Raw genomic sequence first — 15,530 nt, 5'->3', positions numbered from 1 at the left:
GCCCGCGGCGACCGGCCCCCTCCGGCATCGTCTGACGATTCGTCAGGCCGAGTCGCGGACCACCAGCTCGGTGGGCATCACCAGTTGACGGCCGGGTCGCCCGGGGTCGGCGATCTCGTCCAGCAGCAACCGGGTCATCGTGCGGCCCATCAGCTCGATCGGCTGCCGCACGCTGGTCAGCGCGGGGTCGGTGTGCCGGGCCACGATCGAGTCGTCGAAGCCGACAAGCGCCACGTCCTCCGGCACCCGGCGGCCGGCCGCCCGCAGCACCTGGAGCGCGCCGGCGGCGAGCACGTCCGAGGCGCAGAAGACGGCGTCCAGGTCCGGGACGCGGTCCAGCAGCTCGCGCATCGCCGCCCGGCCGCCCTGTTCGGTGAAGTCGCCGAGGCCCACCAGCTCCTCCCGGCAGTCCTGGCCGGCCTCCGCCAGGGCGTCGCGGTAGCCGGCGAGGCGGGCCCGGGCGGCATCCATGTCCAGCGGACCGGTGATGGTGGCGATCCGCTCCCGGCCCTGCGCCACCAGATGGCGCACCGCGCTCCGGGCACCGCCCGCGTTGTCGGCGGCGACGTAGCCGAGCGACTCCTGGTCCCCGCGCCGCCCGGCCAGCACGGTGGGGATCCGCAGGTCCTCCAGCACGGCCGGCAGCGGATCGTCGCAGTGCACGGCCACCAGCAGCACACCGTCCACCCGCTGGGCGCGCAGGTAGGCGGAGAGCCGTTCGCGCTCACGCTGGTTGCGCACCAGGACGAGCAGCAACTGCATGTCGGTCTCGGCGAGTTCCGCGCAGACTCCGCTGATGATGCCGGAGAAGTACGGCTCCGAGAAGAGCCGGGTCTCGGCCTCCGGGACCACCAGCGCGATCGCGTCGGTGCGCGAGGTGACCAGGGTGCGGGCCGCCCGGTTGGGCACGTAGCCGAGTTCGGCCACCGCCTGCTCGACCGCCGCCCTGGTCCGGTCGCTGACCCGGGGCGAGCCGTTGATCACGCGGGAGACGGTGCCGCGCCCGACCCCGGCCAGCGACGCCACCTCCTCCAGCGTGGGCCGCCGCAGCCCGCGCCCGCCCGCAGTGCCGGCCGAGGGCCCGGCGGGGCGCTGTGCGGTTGAGCTGCTCATCTGTCACCTCGTACGACGGTCTTGACCTGGGGCAAGGGGACATTGTGGCAGGCAATCCTGTGGGTTAGCCGTGGATTGTCGAGGGGACTGACAGATTTCATTATCTGTCAGCTGTTCTCTGTTCTCTGTCGGTCAGGCGCTGTCATCCGTTGACCGTCATCCGGCAACAGGACGCTGACAGCTGCCAGTTGACCTCTGCCATCGGCCACCCCGACCCCGATCCCCCGACCGTCCCCTTGACAGTCCACCTCGGCGGGCGGGAGTCTGCCGGAACGATTTCTGGGAGCGCTCCCACCTCCCCTTGCTCCCACCGCCCCAGGCCGCAGAACCCCAGCACCCAGCACCACCCCAGCCACCCGTCGGCCCTCCCACCCCCTGCGAGCGTGCGTCATGCCCCTGCTGCCGCCCACCGATGGACCCGCCGCCCAACTCGCCTTCCCGTCTGACTTCCTGTGGGGTGCGGCCACCTCGGCCTACCAGATCGAGGGCGCCGCCCAGGAGGACGGTCGGACACCGTCGATCTGGGACACCTTCTGCCGAACGCCCGGCAAGGTCCTGGGCGGTGAGAGCGGCGACCGCGCCGCCGACCACTATCACCGCTACCGCGAGGACGTCGCCCTGCTGTCCCGCCTCAACCTCGGCGCCTACCGGTTCTCCGTCTCCTGGCCCCGGGTCCAGCCCACCGGCCGGGGACCGGCCGCCCAGCGCGGACTGGACTTCTACCGTCGGCTGACCGACGAACTCCTCGCCGCCGGCATCCGGCCCGTGGTCAGCCTGTACCACTGGGACCTGCCCCAGGAGTTGGAGGACCAGGGCGGCTGGCCGGCGCGGGACACCGCCGAGCGCTTCGGCGAGTTCGCCGCACTCGTGGCCGGCGCCATCGGCGACCGGGCCGGTATCTGGGCCACCCTCAACGAGCCCTGGTGCGCCGCCTTCCTCGGCTACGGTTCGGGGGTCCACGCCCCGGGCCGCACCGACCCCGGCGACGCGCTGCGCGCCGCCCACCACCTCAACCTCGGCCACGGCCTGGCCCTGAGCGCACTGCGCGCCACGCTCCCCACCACCGCACAGGCCACCATCTGCCTGAATCTCCACCAGGTCCGCCCGCTCACCGACGCACCCGCCGACCTGGAGGCCGCACGGCGGATCGACGCCGTCGGCAACCGGATCTTCACCGGCCCTATTCTGCAAGGGCGTTACCCCGAAGACCTGCTGCTGGACACCGCTGCCCTGGTCGACTGGGACACCCTGGTCCGCCCCGGCGACGAGCGGACCATCGCCGGCTCGATCGACCTGCTCGGCCTCAACTACTACACGCCGACGCTGGTTTCGGGCGTCGTTCCCACCGAGCCGAACACCGGGGGCGACAGGGGTACCGACGGCCACGGCGGCGGCGAGCACTCGCCCTGGCCCGGCGCCGACCGGGTCCTCTTCCACCGTCCGCCCGGCGAGACGACGGAGATGGGCTGGGCCGTCGACCCCACCGGACTGCACGAGTTGATCACCGAGGTGTCGCGCGCCCACCCCGGCCTGCCCCTGCTGATCACCGAGAACGGCGCCGCCTACGACGACCGTCCCGCACCGACCGGCGCGGTCCACGACCCGCAGCGCATCGCCTACCTGCACGGACACCTGGCCGCCGTCCACCGCGCGATCGCCGACGGCGCGCCGGTGCGGGGCTACTTCGTCTGGTCACTGCTGGACAACTTCGAGTGGTCCTACGGCTACAGCAAGCGTTTCGGCCTGGTCCACGTCGACTACCCGACCCAGCGCCGGACCCCGAAGTCCAGCGCCGCCTGGTACGCCGATGCAGCTCGCCGCCATGCCATCGACGCACTGCCCGAGGGAAGTTGACGCCCCACCGCGACCTTGGGCCCGCACCTGGGGAGGTGGGCGATGCGCCGAGCTGGGATCTCGGCCTCTGCCTGCGGCGAGCTGGGCCTCGCCGTCCGAGGGCTTGTCAGACAAACCCTGGGCGAACCGGCCGGGCCGGCGGCGGTGGTGGCCCGGGCCCGGACGCTGGTTGGAGGAGACCCTCGCCTCGCTGGGCGGCCGGGCCCGGTGACGGCTCCACCGGGCCCGGCTGCTCAGCGCTTCAGAGCGGGTCGCCCAGCGGACCGTGCGCGGACTCCAGGCTCTCGGCCCAGTGCGCGGCCCAGTCCGGCGTGCTGCCGTCCGTGTCGGTGAAGCCGTACTCCCGGTACAGGCCCCATGTGGCGAGCGCACGACCGGACTTGGCCATGACCTCGGGGTCGGCGGCCAGCGCGACGACCGCCCGGCCCAGATAGGCCGGGGTCTCCGAGTAGGCGAAGTCCGGGTCCTTGGCCACGGCGTCCCGCCAGTTCCGCTCGGTGACGCCGAAGTGATCCAGCACCTCCTCCGAGCGCAGGAAGCCCGGCGTGAGCGCGAGGGCCGCGACACCGTGCGGCCTCAGCTCGGCGGCCTGCGCGACGGCCAGGCGGATCACCGAGGACTTCGCCAAGTCGTAGAAGACACTGCCCCGGTAGCGGGCGGTGTTGCCGTCGGTGACCTCCACCACCAGCCCGCGCCCGCGCGCGACCAGCAGCGGGAGGACATGGCGACTGGTGATCACATGGGTGTCCACCGCCTGCCGCAGCAGCCGGAAACCGACCTCCAAGTCCTGCTCCCAGAGCGGGTGTTCCCAGTCGGTCAGCGGGTCGCCGCCCCAGATCGAGTTGACCAGCAGGTCCAGCCGTCCGTCCTGCTCGGCCGCGATCCGCTCGGCCAGCGCCCGGACCTGCTCGGGTCGGCTGTGGTCGACCCGCACCGCGATGCCCAGCCCGCCGGCGGCGGTCACCCGCGCGGCCGTCTCCTCGATCGTCTCCGGCCGGTCCAGCTCGGAACGGCCCGCCGCGCTGCTGCGACCGGTGACGTAGACGGTCGCTCCGGCGGCGCCCAACTCGACCGCGATGCCGCGCCCACCGCCCCGGGTGGCACCGGCGACCAGCGCCACCTGCCCGGCGAGTGGGCGGGCGGGCTGGTCGGGCCGACGTACAACGGCCTGGTTTCCCATGAGTCCTCCAAGTCCCCCGGTGCTGTCGATGCTGTCGGCGAAGTGCTGTCAGCAGTGTCGGCGAAGTGCCGTCAGTGCGGTCGTGCTACCAGCGGGCGTGCCGCCCCGTTTCCGGCCCCGGGCCCACCTACCCCGGCACGGTCCGGACGTACGGGGCCAGCGCCCGGCCGACCTCGTGGCGCAGCCGCTGGTTCAGGGTGCCGTGCCGGTCGAGCGCCCAGGTCAGACCGGTACCGGCGACCACCGCCTGCAAGGATGCGGTCAGCGCGGCGAGGTCGGTGCCGGGTTTGAGCACGCCGTCGTCCAGCGCCTCGGCGAGCAGCGCGACCATGGCCCGGCCCTGCGCTTGGTGGACCAGCAGGGCCTGCTCGCGGAACTGCGCGTCCGCCAGGTCGATGCAGAGCGCGGCGAGGTGGTTGGCGTAGGTCTCGGGCGTGGACATCGGCGCCATGGACGTGACGATCAGTTCGGCCAGCGCGTCGAGCGGGGAGGCGTACCGTTCCCGCGCCCGGGCCGCGAGCCGCTCCGCGTCCACAGCGGACCGGGCGGCCATCGCGAGCAGCAGGCCGCGCTTCGAGCCGAAGCGCTGCACCAGGGTGCCGGGGACCATGCCGACCTCGCGCGCCACCGCCGCCAGGGTCAGTCCGGCGGGCCCCACCCGTCCGATCACCTCGGCCGCGGCCTGCAGGATCGCCGCGTCATCAATGGTTCTGGGACGGGCCACGCGGCGGCTCCCTCAGTCGATCCCCTTAGTAAATGGCTGTTCATTTATTAAAGCACCCAGCGTCACGCCTCGGCGAACTGCCCGCTCATCCCGACCCGCCTGCGGTTCAGCACACCTGCTGGCCGTCGTAGTGCTGCTGGGCCGCGAGGAGCTCGTCTCCGTGCTGGCCGAACCACCGGATGAGATCGGTCAGCGGTCCGGCCAGGCTGACGCCGAGTTCCGTCAGGCTGTACGTGACCTGGGGCGGGTTGGTGGGCGCGACATGCCGGGCGACAAGCCCGGCCCGGGCCAGTGCCTTGAGGTTCTGCGACAGCATCTTCTGGCTGATGCCACCCACTCGTGCGTGCAGCCGCGCGAAGCGGTGCGGGCCGGCGACGAGGGCCGAGATGATCAGAGTCGCCCAGCGGCTTGTCGTCTGATCCATGATCGGCCGTAGTGCGCACTTGTTGTCGAAGGTGTCATGGGTCAGCAGCCTGGCGGCTGTCGCGACCTGCTCCGTCTCCATCATGACAGCAGCTTACAAAAAAGTATGTACTTCCCAACAGTAAGCAGCTTTCCTACGGTGACTTCCACAAGCACTCATGTTCAAGGAGCCACTGTGAGCAGCAACAACGCACGTGCGGCGATCGTCACCGGCGCATCAAAGGGTCTGGGCGCGGGGATCGCCAAGGCTCTGGCCGAGACCGGCGCGGCCGTCGTGGTGAACTACCGGGGGGACGCGGAGGGCGCCGAGCGGGTCGTCGCGGGCATCGCCGCCAAGGGCGGCCGGGCGATCGCGGTCCAGGCGGACGTGGCCAGCCGCGACGACGTGCGCGCTCTCTTCGACCGGGCGCGCGAGGCGTTCGGCCCGGTCGACGTGCTCGTGAACAACGCGGCCGTCGCCACGTTCGCGCCGCTGTCGGGCATCACCGAGGACGAGTTCCAGCGCGAGATGACCACGAACCTCCTGGGCACGATCCTGACCACGCAGGCCCTGGCCGCGCAGGACGACATCGACGCCGCGTCGATCATCAACGTCTCGACGGCCGGTACGGTCAGCCACCCTCCCTACGCCTCGCTCTACGTCGCGTCCAAGAGCGCCGTCAACGCGTTCACCATCGTCGCGGCCAAGGAACTGGGCCCGCGCGGCATCCGCGTCAACGCGATCATGCCCGGCCCGTCGGACACCGAGGGCACCAGGGCCATGGGATACGCCGGGTCGGCCCAGGAAGCGCAGGCGATCGCCGCCACCCCGCTGGGCCGTACGGGCGTCCCCGACGACTACGGCCCGCTCGTGGCCTTCCTGGCTTCCGACGACGCACGCTGGATCACCGGGGACGTCATCCTCGCTTCCGGCGGCATGCGCTGACGCCCCCGCCGGCCCGTCAGCGGCGACGGCCTCGTGCAGGCAGGCCGCCGCACGCGACGGCCCCGGGGGACTCAACCCGCCGTGTCGGACAGCGCCTCGGTGAGCCACTGGATCCAGAAGGTCTCCAGGCCGATCCCCGCGCGGAGCACCAGGTGCTGCAGGCGGTTCTCGTCAGCCGCCTGCTCGGCCGGGAAGTCGTGCTGCTCGATCTCCAGGTACTCCGCCAACTGCCGCTCGTGCAGGTCGAGATGGCGTTCGAGCTCGCCCCGCAGGCCGGGCGCCCCGACCACCGCAGCCGCCCGCAGGCGCAGCAGCAGCGGCTCCCGGACCGCCTTGGGGTCCTGACTCTCGGCGACCCAGTCGACCAGCGCCGCCCGGCCCTCCGGCAGCACCTCGTAGGCCTTGCGCTGGCCCCGGCTGGGCGGCTGGGGCAGTGAGCGGATCAGTCCGGACTGCTCCAGCTTGCCCAGCTCCCGGTAGATCTGCTGGTGCGTGGCGGACCAGAAGAAGCCGATCGACTTGTCGAAACGTCGCGTCAACTCCAGCCCGGAGGAGGGCTTCTCCAGCAGGGCGGTGAGGATGGCGTGCGGAAGCGACATGGCGGACCGGCTCTCCTGGACTGCGCGACGGTACTGCGACAGCATCCTAGTTTCCAGGCGAGCCGGTCCGACCACGACCGATACGCGTGGCCCCGAGCGCTCTGGCCCGGCGCACTCGGGATCAGCGCACTCGGATCAGAGCGAGGCCGCGAGCCTGGTGCCCTGGTCGATGGCGCGCTTGGCGTCGAGCTCCGCCGCCACGTCCGCCCCGCCGATCAGGTGCGGCTCGATCCCCAGCTCCTGCAGCCGCTCCACCAGCTCGCGGCGCGGCTCCTGCCCGGCGCAGAGCACCACGGTGTCCACCGGGAGCAGCTGCGGCTGGCCGTCCACCGTCACGTGCAGCCCGGCGTCGTCGATCCGCTCGTAGCCGACGCCCGCCGCCATCACCACGCCGCGGTGCTTGAGTTCGGTGCGGTGGATCCAGCCGGTGGTCTTGCCGAGCCCGGCACCGACCTTGGTGGTCTTGCGCTGCAGCAGGTGCACCTGGCGCTTCACCTCGGGCCGGACCGCGGGCCGCAGGCCGCCGGCACCGCTGTGCTCGGTGTCCACACCCCACTGCGCGAAGAACGCGGCCGGGTCCTGGCTGGCCGAGGTGCCCGGGTCGGTGAGGTACTCGGCGACGTCGAAGCCGATCCCGCCCGCGCCGATGATCGCGACCCGGTCGCCGACCGGCGCCTTGTCGCGCAGCACGTCCAGGTAGCTGAGCACGCTCGGGTGGTCGCTGCCGGGGATCTCGGGCGTGCGCGGGGTGACGCCGGTGGCCAGCACGACCTCGTCGAAGCCCTCCGCCGCCAGCGTCTCGGCCGTGACCAACGCACCCAGCCGCAGCTCGACCTGATGCTGCATCAGCTGGTGGCGGTAGTAGCGCAGGGTCTCGTTGAACTCCTCCTTGCCGGGGATCTGGCGGGCGATGTTGAGCTGCCCGCCGATGGTCTCGGCGGCGTCGAAGAGCGTGACGGCGTGGCCGCGTTCGGCGGCGGAGACCGCGCAGGCGAGTCCGGCGGGGCCGGCGCCGACGATGCCGACACGCTTGCGCAGCTTGGTCGGCGAGAGCACCAGCTCGGTCTCGTGGCAGGCCCGCGGGTTGACCAGGCAGGAGGTGATCTTCATGCTGAAGGTGTGGTCCAGGCAGGCCTGGTTGCAGCCGATGCAGGTGTTGACCGCCTCGGGGGTGCCGGCCGCGGCCTTGGCGACGAAGTCCGGGTCGGCGAGCAGCGGGCGGGCCATCGAGACCAGGTCGGCGCAGCCGTCGGCGAGCAACTGCTCGGCCAGCTCAGGGGTGTTGATCCGGTTGGTGGTGACCAGCGGGATGCCCACCGAGCCCATCACCTTCTTGGTGACCCAGGCGAAGGCGCCGCGCGGCACCGAGGTGGCGATGGTGGGGATGCGCGCCTCGTGCCAGCCGATGCCGGTGTTGATGATGGTGGCGCCCGCCGCCTCCACCGCCTGGGCCAGCTCGATCACCTCGGCCAGCGTGGAGCCGCCGGGGATCAGGTCGAGCATGGAGAGCCGGTAGATCAGGATGAACTCGGGGCCGACCCGCTCGCGCACCCGGCGGACGATCTCCACCGGGAACCGCATCCGGTTCTGGTAGCTGCCACCCCAGGCGTCCTCGCGCTGGTTGGTGGGCGCGGCGATGAACTCGTTGATCAGGTAGCCCTCGGAGCCCATGATCTCCACGCCGTCGTAGCCGGCCTGCTGGGCCAGCTCGGCGGTGCGCGCGAAGTCCTCGATGGTCTGCTCGATCTGCTCCTCGGTGAGGGCGTTCGGCACGAAGGGGCTGATCGGGGCCTGGATCGCGCTCGGCGCCACCAGGTCCTCGTGGTAGGCGTAGCGGCCGAAGTGCAGGATCTGCATGGCGATCCGCCCACCGGCGGCGTGCACGGCCTCGGTCACCACGCGGTGCTCGGCCGCCTCCTCGGGGGTGCTGAGCTTGGCGCCGCCGCCCCACGGCCGACCGGCCTCGTTCGGCGCGATGCCGCCGGTGACGATCAGGCCGACCCCGCCGCGGGCCCGGGTGGCGTAGAACTCGGCCATCCGCTCGAAGCCGTCGGGCGCCTCCTCCAGGCCCACGTGCATCGAACCCATCAGCACCCGGTTGGGCAACGTGGTGAATCCCAGGTCGAGCGGGCGCAGCAGGTGGGGGTAGGCGGTCATCCGGACTCTCCTCGCGACTGTGGTTACTCCACGGTAGGGGCGAGGACGACCTCTATGCAACTAGTTTCATAAAGCCCGGGGAGCGGGGCTCGTCACAGCCCGGACGACTGTCGGTCACGACCTTCGTCGTACCGCTGCTGCGCCGCCGCCACCTCGGGCATCCGCGACTCGACCAGCGCGATCAGCGCGAGCAGCCGGTCCGCCACCTCGCGCCCCAGCTCCGTGAGTCCGTAGTCGACCCGCGGCGGATTGGTCAGCTGCGCATCGCGGTGCACCAGGCCGTCCCGCTCCAGCGCCTGCAGGGTCTGCGACAGCATCTTCTCGCTCACGCCGTCCACCCGGCGGCGCAGCTCGTTGAAGCGGAAGGTGCCGTCGGCCAGCGCGGCCAGCGTGAGGCTGCCCCAGGCGTGCGTGACGTCCTTCAGGACGTGCCGCGACGGGCAGGCGCGCCCGAACACGTTGTAGGGCAGCCCGTCCACACCATCGCCGGTCACGGTCCCGGCGGAGCTCTCAGTCGCCATAGCAGGAGTGTACGCGGGCACTGCGCTAACCCTGGGGTTGCGCTTTCTAAATCACAGTGCTTATCTTTCGTTAGCACTTGCGAATCCACACCAAAGCCAGGAGCACCGCTGTGACCAGCCCCGTCATCTCGATCGCCGTCCACTCCGGCTACGGCCACACCGCCGTCATCGCCGAGGCGGTCCGCGCCGGTGCCGCCGAGGCCGGCGCCACCGTCCACCTGATCAAGGTCGACGCGATCACCGAGGCCGAGTGGGAGCTGCTGGACGGCTCCGACGCCATCGTCTTCGGCTCGCCCACCTACATGGGCGGCGCCTCGGGCGCCTTCCACACCTTCGCCGAGGCCAGCGCCAAGCGCTGGTTCGCCTCCGCCTGGCGCGACAAGCTGGCGGCCGGCTTCACCAACTCCGCCTCGAAGAGCGGCGACAAGCTCGCCACCCTGCAGTTCCTGAGCATCTTCGCCGCCCAGCACGGCATGAGCTGGGTGAGCCTGGGCCTGCACCCGGGCTGGAACTCCAGCACCGCCTCGGAGAACGACCTCAACCGCCTGGGCTTCTTCCTCGGTGCCGCCGCCCAGTCCAACAACGACCAGGGCCCCGAGGGCGTGCACAAGGCGGACATCGCCACCGCCGAGCACCTGGGCCGCCGCGTCGCCGAGCAGACCAGGATCCAGCTGGCCGGCAAGGCCGCGCTGGCCGCCTGAGCCGCGCAGACGCCGAAGCGCCGGTGGCCGCGCCCCCAGGGGGGAGAGCCACCGGCGCCGCGCGCTCGGGTGACGGGACTCGGGTCAGGGGACTCGGGTCAGGGGACTCGGGTCAGGGGATCTGCCACTCCTGGGAGGCGTTGCCCGGCGTGCAGGTGCCCATGGTGAGCTGCTTGCCCGCGCCGTTGTCGGTCAGGCAGTTCTGCCCCAGGTAGTCCCTGATGTTCACGCCGGACGAAGCGGACACGATCCGCCAGGAGGCCATGCCGGCGGAGGCGGCGATGAGCTGAGTGCCGCTCCCGCCGTAGTACTGCATGCCCAGCAGACTGTCGTTCATGGTGCAGGCGCTGAAGGTGTCCCACTGGCCCGTCGTGTGGATCCAGCCGTAGCCGGTGTTGCCACCCATGATCACCGCGCCGCTCCCCGACGGGTTGCCGTCGGCCAGACCGACCTTGAGCCCGTCCCCCACATTGACGATCGCGCCCCAGTTCGCCCCGCCGCAACCCGAGGCCGGCGCGGCGGAGCTGGGCTGCGGGTTGGGGGCGGGCGGGTCGGGGGCGGGCGGGTTGTTGGACGCGGGCGGATTCGGCTGGCTGCCCGACGCCGAACCACCGCCGCCCGCGGTGCTGCCGCCGCCCGACGACCCGCCGCCGCTCTGCGCACCGCCACCGCCCGCGGACCCACCGGGCGCGCTCCCACCGCTCCCGGTGCCACCACCGCCCGTGGCGGCACCGCCGCCCGAGCCGCCGCTGCCCGCACCGCCACCGCTAGCCGAACCACCGCTACCGGAACCGCTGGTGCCCGAGCCGCCGCCGTTCGCCGCGCCACCGCCCTGCTGGCCGCCGCCTCCCCCGGTCCGCGCGCCCGCACCGGCACCCGTCCCGGGCTGCCCCGCGCCGGACGGCGTGCCGCCGGCCGCGGTCGGGGACGCCGAGCCGCTCGGCGACGCCGAACCCGAGGGCGAGGGTGAGGCCCCCGAGGCCGACGCGCTCGGCGAGGCGGAGCCGCCGGCGGACGTCGACGCGGACGCCGAGGCCGAGCCCGCGCCCGACGCCGAGGCGCTGCCCGACTGCCCGGCGGAGGCCGTCACGGCCGGGCGCGCGTCCGGCACCGCCGCGTCGGAGCTGAACGGCGTCCGGTCGATGAGCACCGCCGACCCCACCACCGCCGTGACACCGAACGGGATCAGCACCGGCAGCACCAAGCGGCGCCGGTACCACGGGGAGCGCGCGGCCACCACGGGCTGCGTCTGCTTCCCGGCGGTCGCGGTGTTCGACGTGGCCGCGGGGTCGGCGGCAGCGGCTGCACCGCCCGCCTCAACCTCGGCAGCAGGCCCGGCACCCTCCGCGACCCCGGCCGCCGGCCCGGCAGCACCTTCGACCGCGACCCCGGCCGCCGGCCCGGCAGCACCTTCGGCCACGACCGCAGCCGCCGGCTCGGCAGCACCCGCTGCCCCTTCCACTGCCTCCGCCGCCACCACGACCGCCCCCGGGCGGCCCTTGCCCCCCAGCGGCACCGTCCGCCCGACCACCTCCGCGACCGGCACCCCCTCGGCCGCACCGCGCGCCGCGGCCGCCATCACCGCGGCATCGGCGAACCGCTCCTCGGGCGTCTTGGCGAGCGCGATGGCCACCAGGTCCCGGACCGGCTGCGCGAACCCGCCGGGCAGTTCCGGGGCCGGCTCCCGCACGTGCTTGAGCACGATCTCCAGCGCCGTCTCGCCCGTGAACGGCGGTGTCCCGACCAGCATTTCGTAGCAGAGCACGCCCATCGAGTAGAGGTCGGAGGCCGGGTCGGACGACGCACCCTCCGCCCGCTCGGGGGCCACGTACAGCGCCGTGCCCAGCACCGCCTGCGTGGAGGTGATCCGGGTCCCCGCCATCGCGCTGGCGATGCCGAAGTCGGTCACCGCCACCCGGCCGTCGTCGCGCAGCATCAGGTTGGACGGCTTGATGTCCCGGTGCACGATGCCCCGCTTGTGCGCGGCGTGCAGCGCGTCCAGCGCCTGGGCGACGATGCCCAGCGCCCGCTCGGCCGGCATCGGACCGCTCTCGGCGAGCGCCTCGTCCAGCGGCCGGCCGGTGATCAGCTCCATGACGATGTACGCGACCGGGCTCCCGGCGCCGGCCTCGCTCTCGCCGTAGTCGTGGACCTCGACGATGCCCGGGTGGTTGATCGAGGCGAGCAGCCTGGCCTCGCGCCGGAACCGCTCCATGAACGTCGCGTCGGCCAGCAGGGCCGGCAGCAGGATCTTGACGGCGACCTGGCGTCCGAGGACACCGTCCTCCGCACACCAGACCTCGCCCATGGCCCCGCCGCCGAGCCGCTCGGCAAGCGTGTAACGCCCCCCGAGCTCGGTCCCCCGACCCCACATCCTGCGCTCCCCTGTCAGGCCCGGCGTGACAGTTCGTCAGCCGACAGCGACAGTGTGCCAGAGCCCTCGCCATGGTCCAAGATGGATCGTGCGCACCAGTTCGACTCGGCGCACCGCCCCGGGGGCACCGCCCCGGAAGCCTGCGCTCCGCTTCAGCGGACCACGCAGAAGGCCACTCGGAGAAGCGCTCAGAGGAGCACTCGGCGGACCGCTCAGAAGACCACCAACGACCGCCCGCCCTGCCCCGCCCGCATCCGCTCGAAGGCGGCCGGGATCTCGTCCAGCGTGATCCGGTCGGTGATCAGCGCCTCCAGGTCGAGGCGCCCGGCACGCACGTGCTCGGCGAGCAGCGGGACGTCCCGGGCCGGGTCGCTGTTGCCGTACACGCAGGCGCTCAGCGTGCGGGCGAAGTGGAACAGCTCCAGGGAGTTGAAGGAGACCAGGTCGTCCTTGCCACCGATGCCGACCACCGTGGTGCGCCCGCCGCGCCGGGTGGTGGACCAGGCGGCCCGCACGGCGCTGCCCCGGCCGGCGCACTCGAAGGCCTGGTCCGCGCCGTGACCATCCGTCAGTTTCCGTACACCGCGGGCGATCTGGTCGTCCGCGAGGAGGAAGTCGGTGGCCCCGTGGCGACGCGCCAGCTCCTCCTTCGCCGGGTTGACGTCGACGGCGATGATCACTCCCGCACCGGCGATCCGGGCCGCCTGCAGGACGGCCAAACCGACCCCGCCCAGCCCGAAGACCACCACCGACTCGCCCGCCCCGACCCGGGCGGCGTTGTGCACCGCCCCGTAGCCGGTGAGCACGGCGCAGCCGAGCAGCGCGGCCGAGGTGAGCGGCACACCGGCGGGCAGCGGCAGCAGAGCCCGCTCGCCGACCACCGTCTCCTCGGCGAAGGCGGCGACCCCGAGGCCCGGGTAGACGGCGGTGCCGTCCGCGAGCGCTCCGTAGGTCTGGCCGTAGGCATCACCCGCGCGCTCGCACAGCCACGGCTCGCCCAGTCCGCACAGGTGGCAGGTGCCGCAGGCCGGCGCCCAGTTGAGCACCACCGGGTCGCCCACCCGCACACTGGTGACGCCGTCGCCGACGGCGGCCACGGTGCCCGCACCCTCGTGGCCGAGCACCACGGGGGTGGGCGCGCGCAGCACACCGGTGGCGAGCGAGAGGTCGGAGTGGCAGACGCCCGCGGCGGCCAGCCTGACCCGGACCTGGCCCGGCCCGGGCTCGGGCAACTCGATCTCGGCCAGCTCCAGCGGAGCGCCTACGGCGGTGAGCAGGGCGGCACGAACCATGGTGTTCCTCTTCGGTAGTCGGACTCTCGGCAACGCCAGCTGCGGCAGAACCCCGAAGAACAACGGCCGGAGAACTGCAGCGGGCCTGAGGACTGCGGCAGGCCTCAGAACTGCAGCGACTTGGTCTGCAGGAACTCCTCCAGGCCGTACCGCCCGAGCTCCCGCCCCACACCCGAGGCCTTGTAGCCGCCGAACGGCGCGATCGGGTTGAACTGCCCACCGTTGATGTGCAGTTGCCCGGCATCCAGGCGGCGGGCGAAGGCCACGGCGCGCTCCTCGTCCGCCGCCCAGACCGCGCCGGACAGCCCGTACTCGGTACCGTTGGCGATCTCGACGGCGTGCTCCTCGTCGCGGTAGGCGAGGATCGACAGCACCGGGCCGAAGATCTCCTCCTGCGCCACCGTCATCGCGGGCGTGACGTCGGCCAGCACGGTCGGCTGCACGTAGTAGCCGGTCGGCAGGTCCGCGGGGGCCTCGGCGCCGCCCGCCACCAGTCGCGCGCCCTGCGCCAGGCCGGCCTCGATGTAGCCGCGCACCCGGTCGCGCTGCTCGGCGCTGACCACCGGGCCCATCCGGGTCCCGGGCGAGGCCGGGTCGCCGGGGCGGTACTTGGCGGCGGCCTTGGCAGCCAGCGCGACGGCCTCCTCGTACTGGTCCTGGTGGACCAGCAGCCTGGTCCACGCGGTGCAGGTCTGGCCGGAGTTGGCGAAGACGTTGGCGGCGCTGACGTTGACCGCACGCCCCAGGTCGGCGTCCGGCAGCACCACACTGGCCGACTTGCCGCCGAGCTCCAGGGCCACCCGCTTGATGCCGCCCCCGGCCACCTCGCCGATCGCCCGGCCCACCGCGGTGGAGCCGGTGAACGAGACCAGGTCCACCTCGGGGTGGGCCACCAGCGCCGCGCCCGCCACCGTGCCGACGCCGGTGACCAGGTTGAAGACCCCGGCCGGGAAGCCGGCCCCGTCGACGATCCCGGCGAAGAGCCGGGCCACCAGCGGGGTGTCCTCCGCGGGCTTGAGCACCACGGTGCAGCCGGCCGCGAGCGCCGGGACGACCTTGGCGACGATCTGGTGCAGCGGGTAGTTCCACGGCGTGATCGCGGCGACCACCCCGGCCGGCTCGGCGAACACGGTGGAGTTGCCCACCCGCTCCTCGAACGCGTACCCGGCCAGCAGCTCCAGGTAGGAGGAGGCCACCGCGAGCGGCAGTCCGGCCTGGACGGTGGTGGCGAAGCCGATCGGGCTGCCCTGCTCGGCCAGCACCGTCTCGGCGATCTCCTGCTGGCGGGCGGCCAGGCCGTCCCGCAGCCGGGTCAGCGGCGCCAGCCGCTCCTCGCGGCCGGTGGTGCCCCAGGCCCGGGCGGCGGCGCGGGCGGCGGCCACGGCGGCGTCGACGTCGGCGGCGGTACCGGCCGGGACGGTGGCGATCACCTGCTCGGTGGCGGGGTCGACCACCTCCAGCGGCGTGCCGCCGAGGCTGGGCCGCCACGCTCCGTCGATGTACTGGTCCGTGTACTGCTGCACAGCTGGTCCTCTCCTCACGCGGCCGGCCGTTCAACTGCCGGCGCTGCCTGACCGGCCCCAGTCAACGCCGTACCGCCCGCACCGCGCAAGCATGCCGCGGCGCCGTGCCGCACCCCGGACCAGGAGTGCGGCACGGCGCCGCGG

Annotated in this window: 13 protein-coding genes; 3 read left to right on the top strand and 10 right to left on the bottom strand. The window is 72.9% G+C overall.

The window, feature by feature from the left end:
- Positions 1-42: 42 nt before the first annotated feature.
- On the bottom strand, positions 43-1,113 hold the full coding sequence (locus OG500_RS32360) for a LacI family DNA-binding transcriptional regulator (RefSeq protein WP_329585289.1): 1,071 nt from the start codon (positions 1,111-1,113) through the stop codon (positions 43-45).
- A gap of 390 nt (positions 1,114-1,503) precedes the next feature.
- Here OG500_RS32360 and OG500_RS32355 point away from each other — a divergent pair, with 390 nt between their 5' ends.
- The gene (locus OG500_RS32355; RefSeq protein WP_329585286.1) at positions 1,504-2,967 is read left to right on the top strand and encodes a glycoside hydrolase family 1 protein; all 1,464 of its coding nucleotides are present in this window, start codon (positions 1,504-1,506) and stop codon (positions 2,965-2,967) included.
- Between the two features lie 241 nt (positions 2,968-3,208).
- On the opposite strand, the gene OG500_RS32350 is transcribed toward OG500_RS32355, so the two are convergent.
- The 3 genes from OG500_RS32350 to OG500_RS32340 form a co-directional block, all read right to left on the bottom strand.
- Positions 3,209-4,147, bottom strand: a complete 939-nt coding sequence (locus OG500_RS32350; RefSeq protein WP_327070381.1) for an SDR family oxidoreductase — start codon at positions 4,145-4,147, stop codon at positions 3,209-3,211.
- Between the two features lie 127 nt (positions 4,148-4,274).
- Positions 4,275-4,871, bottom strand: coding sequence for a TetR/AcrR family transcriptional regulator (locus tag OG500_RS32345; protein WP_327070380.1), 597 nt, complete (start codon positions 4,869-4,871; stop codon positions 4,275-4,277).
- Between the two features lie 106 nt (positions 4,872-4,977).
- Complete coding sequence (locus OG500_RS32340; RefSeq protein ID WP_329585281.1) at positions 4,978-5,379, bottom strand: winged helix-turn-helix transcriptional regulator; 402 nt, start codon at positions 5,377-5,379, stop codon at positions 4,978-4,980.
- Between the two features lie 90 nt (positions 5,380-5,469).
- Here OG500_RS32340 and OG500_RS32335 point away from each other — a divergent pair, with 90 nt between their 5' ends.
- The gene (locus OG500_RS32335) at positions 5,470-6,219 is read left to right on the top strand and encodes an SDR family oxidoreductase (RefSeq protein ID WP_329585278.1); all 750 of its coding nucleotides are present in this window, start codon (positions 5,470-5,472) and stop codon (positions 6,217-6,219) included.
- Between the two features lie 71 nt (positions 6,220-6,290).
- Here OG500_RS32335 and OG500_RS32330 read toward each other — a convergent pair whose 3' ends face one another.
- The 3 genes from OG500_RS32330 to OG500_RS32320 all read right to left on the bottom strand — a co-directional run bounded on the left by OG500_RS32330 (position 6,291) and on the right by OG500_RS32320 (position 9,496).
- On the bottom strand, positions 6,291-6,818 hold the full coding sequence (locus OG500_RS32330) for a PadR family transcriptional regulator (RefSeq protein ID WP_327070377.1): 528 nt from the start codon (positions 6,816-6,818) through the stop codon (positions 6,291-6,293).
- Between the two features lie 135 nt (positions 6,819-6,953).
- Complete coding sequence (locus OG500_RS32325; RefSeq protein ID WP_329585274.1) at positions 6,954-8,975, bottom strand: NADPH-dependent 2,4-dienoyl-CoA reductase; 2,022 nt, start codon at positions 8,973-8,975, stop codon at positions 6,954-6,956.
- 92 nt (positions 8,976-9,067) lie between these two features.
- Positions 9,068-9,496 carry a winged helix-turn-helix transcriptional regulator gene (locus tag OG500_RS32320; RefSeq protein WP_329585271.1) on the bottom strand — a complete coding sequence of 143 codons (429 nt, stop codon included), beginning with the start codon at positions 9,494-9,496 and terminating at the stop codon, positions 9,068-9,070.
- A 110-nt stretch (positions 9,497-9,606) separates the two neighbouring features.
- On the opposite strand from OG500_RS32320, the gene OG500_RS32315 reads away from it, so the two are divergent.
- On the top strand, positions 9,607-10,197 hold the full coding sequence (locus tag OG500_RS32315) for a flavodoxin family protein (RefSeq protein WP_329585268.1): 591 nt from the start codon (positions 9,607-9,609) through the stop codon (positions 10,195-10,197).
- Positions 10,198-10,309: 112 nt separating this feature from the next.
- Here the strand turns inward: OG500_RS32315 and OG500_RS32310 are convergent, their stop codons facing one another.
- From OG500_RS32310 to OG500_RS32300, 3 genes are all read right to left on the bottom strand, one after another.
- The gene (locus OG500_RS32310) at positions 10,310-12,571 is read right to left on the bottom strand and encodes a serine/threonine-protein kinase (protein ID WP_329585266.1); all 2,262 of its coding nucleotides are present in this window, start codon (positions 12,569-12,571) and stop codon (positions 10,310-10,312) included.
- A 212-nt stretch (positions 12,572-12,783) separates the two neighbouring features.
- Positions 12,784-13,863 carry a Zn-dependent alcohol dehydrogenase gene (locus OG500_RS32305; protein WP_329585264.1) on the bottom strand — a complete coding sequence of 360 codons (1,080 nt, stop codon included), beginning with the start codon at positions 13,861-13,863 and terminating at the stop codon, positions 12,784-12,786.
- 104 nt (positions 13,864-13,967) lie between these two features.
- A complete protein-coding gene (locus OG500_RS32300) occupies positions 13,968-15,386 on the bottom strand; it encodes an aldehyde dehydrogenase family protein (RefSeq protein WP_329585262.1) in 1,419 nt (472 codons plus the stop codon).
- Between the last annotated feature and the right edge of the window lie 144 nt (positions 15,387-15,530).

It is taken from the genome of Kitasatospora sp. NBC_01250 (genome assembly GCF_036226465.1).
In the GTDB taxonomy this organism is placed as follows: domain Bacteria; phylum Actinomycetota; class Actinomycetes; order Streptomycetales; family Streptomycetaceae; genus Kitasatospora.
Note: the sequence above shows the minus strand (reverse complement) of the source record. Positions and strands in the feature narration are given on the sequence as shown.

What these genes read in the sequence shown, in the direction of transcription:
- OG500_RS32360 (WP_329585289.1), bottom strand. Translation starts at nt 1,113, where the DNA reads ATGAGCAGCTCAACCGCACAGCGCCCCGCCGGGCCCTCGGCCGGCACT.
- OG500_RS32355 (WP_329585286.1), top strand. Translation starts at nt 1,504, where the DNA reads ATGCCCCTGCTGCCGCCCACCGATGGACCCGCCGCCCAACTCGCCTTC.
- OG500_RS32350 (WP_327070381.1), bottom strand. Translation starts at nt 4,147, where the DNA reads ATGGGAAACCAGGCCGTTGTACGTCGGCCCGACCAGCCCGCCCGCCCA.
- OG500_RS32340 (WP_329585281.1), bottom strand. Translation starts at nt 5,379, where the DNA reads ATGATGGAGACGGAGCAGGTCGCGACAGCCGCCAGGCTGCTGACCCAT.
- OG500_RS32330 (WP_327070377.1), bottom strand. Translation starts at nt 6,818, where the DNA reads ATGTCGCTTCCGCACGCCATCCTCACCGCCCTGCTGGAGAAGCCCTCC.
- OG500_RS32325 (WP_329585274.1), bottom strand. Translation starts at nt 8,975, where the DNA reads ATGACCGCCTACCCCCACCTGCTGCGCCCGCTCGACCTGGGATTCACC.
- OG500_RS32320 (WP_329585271.1), bottom strand. Translation starts at nt 9,496, where the DNA reads ATGGCGACTGAGAGCTCCGCCGGGACCGTGACCGGCGATGGTGTGGAC.
- OG500_RS32310 (WP_329585266.1), bottom strand. Translation starts at nt 12,571, where the DNA reads ATGTGGGGTCGGGGGACCGAGCTCGGGGGGCGTTACACGCTTGCCGAG.
- OG500_RS32305 (WP_329585264.1), bottom strand. Translation starts at nt 13,863, where the DNA reads ATGGTTCGTGCCGCCCTGCTCACCGCCGTAGGCGCTCCGCTGGAGCTG.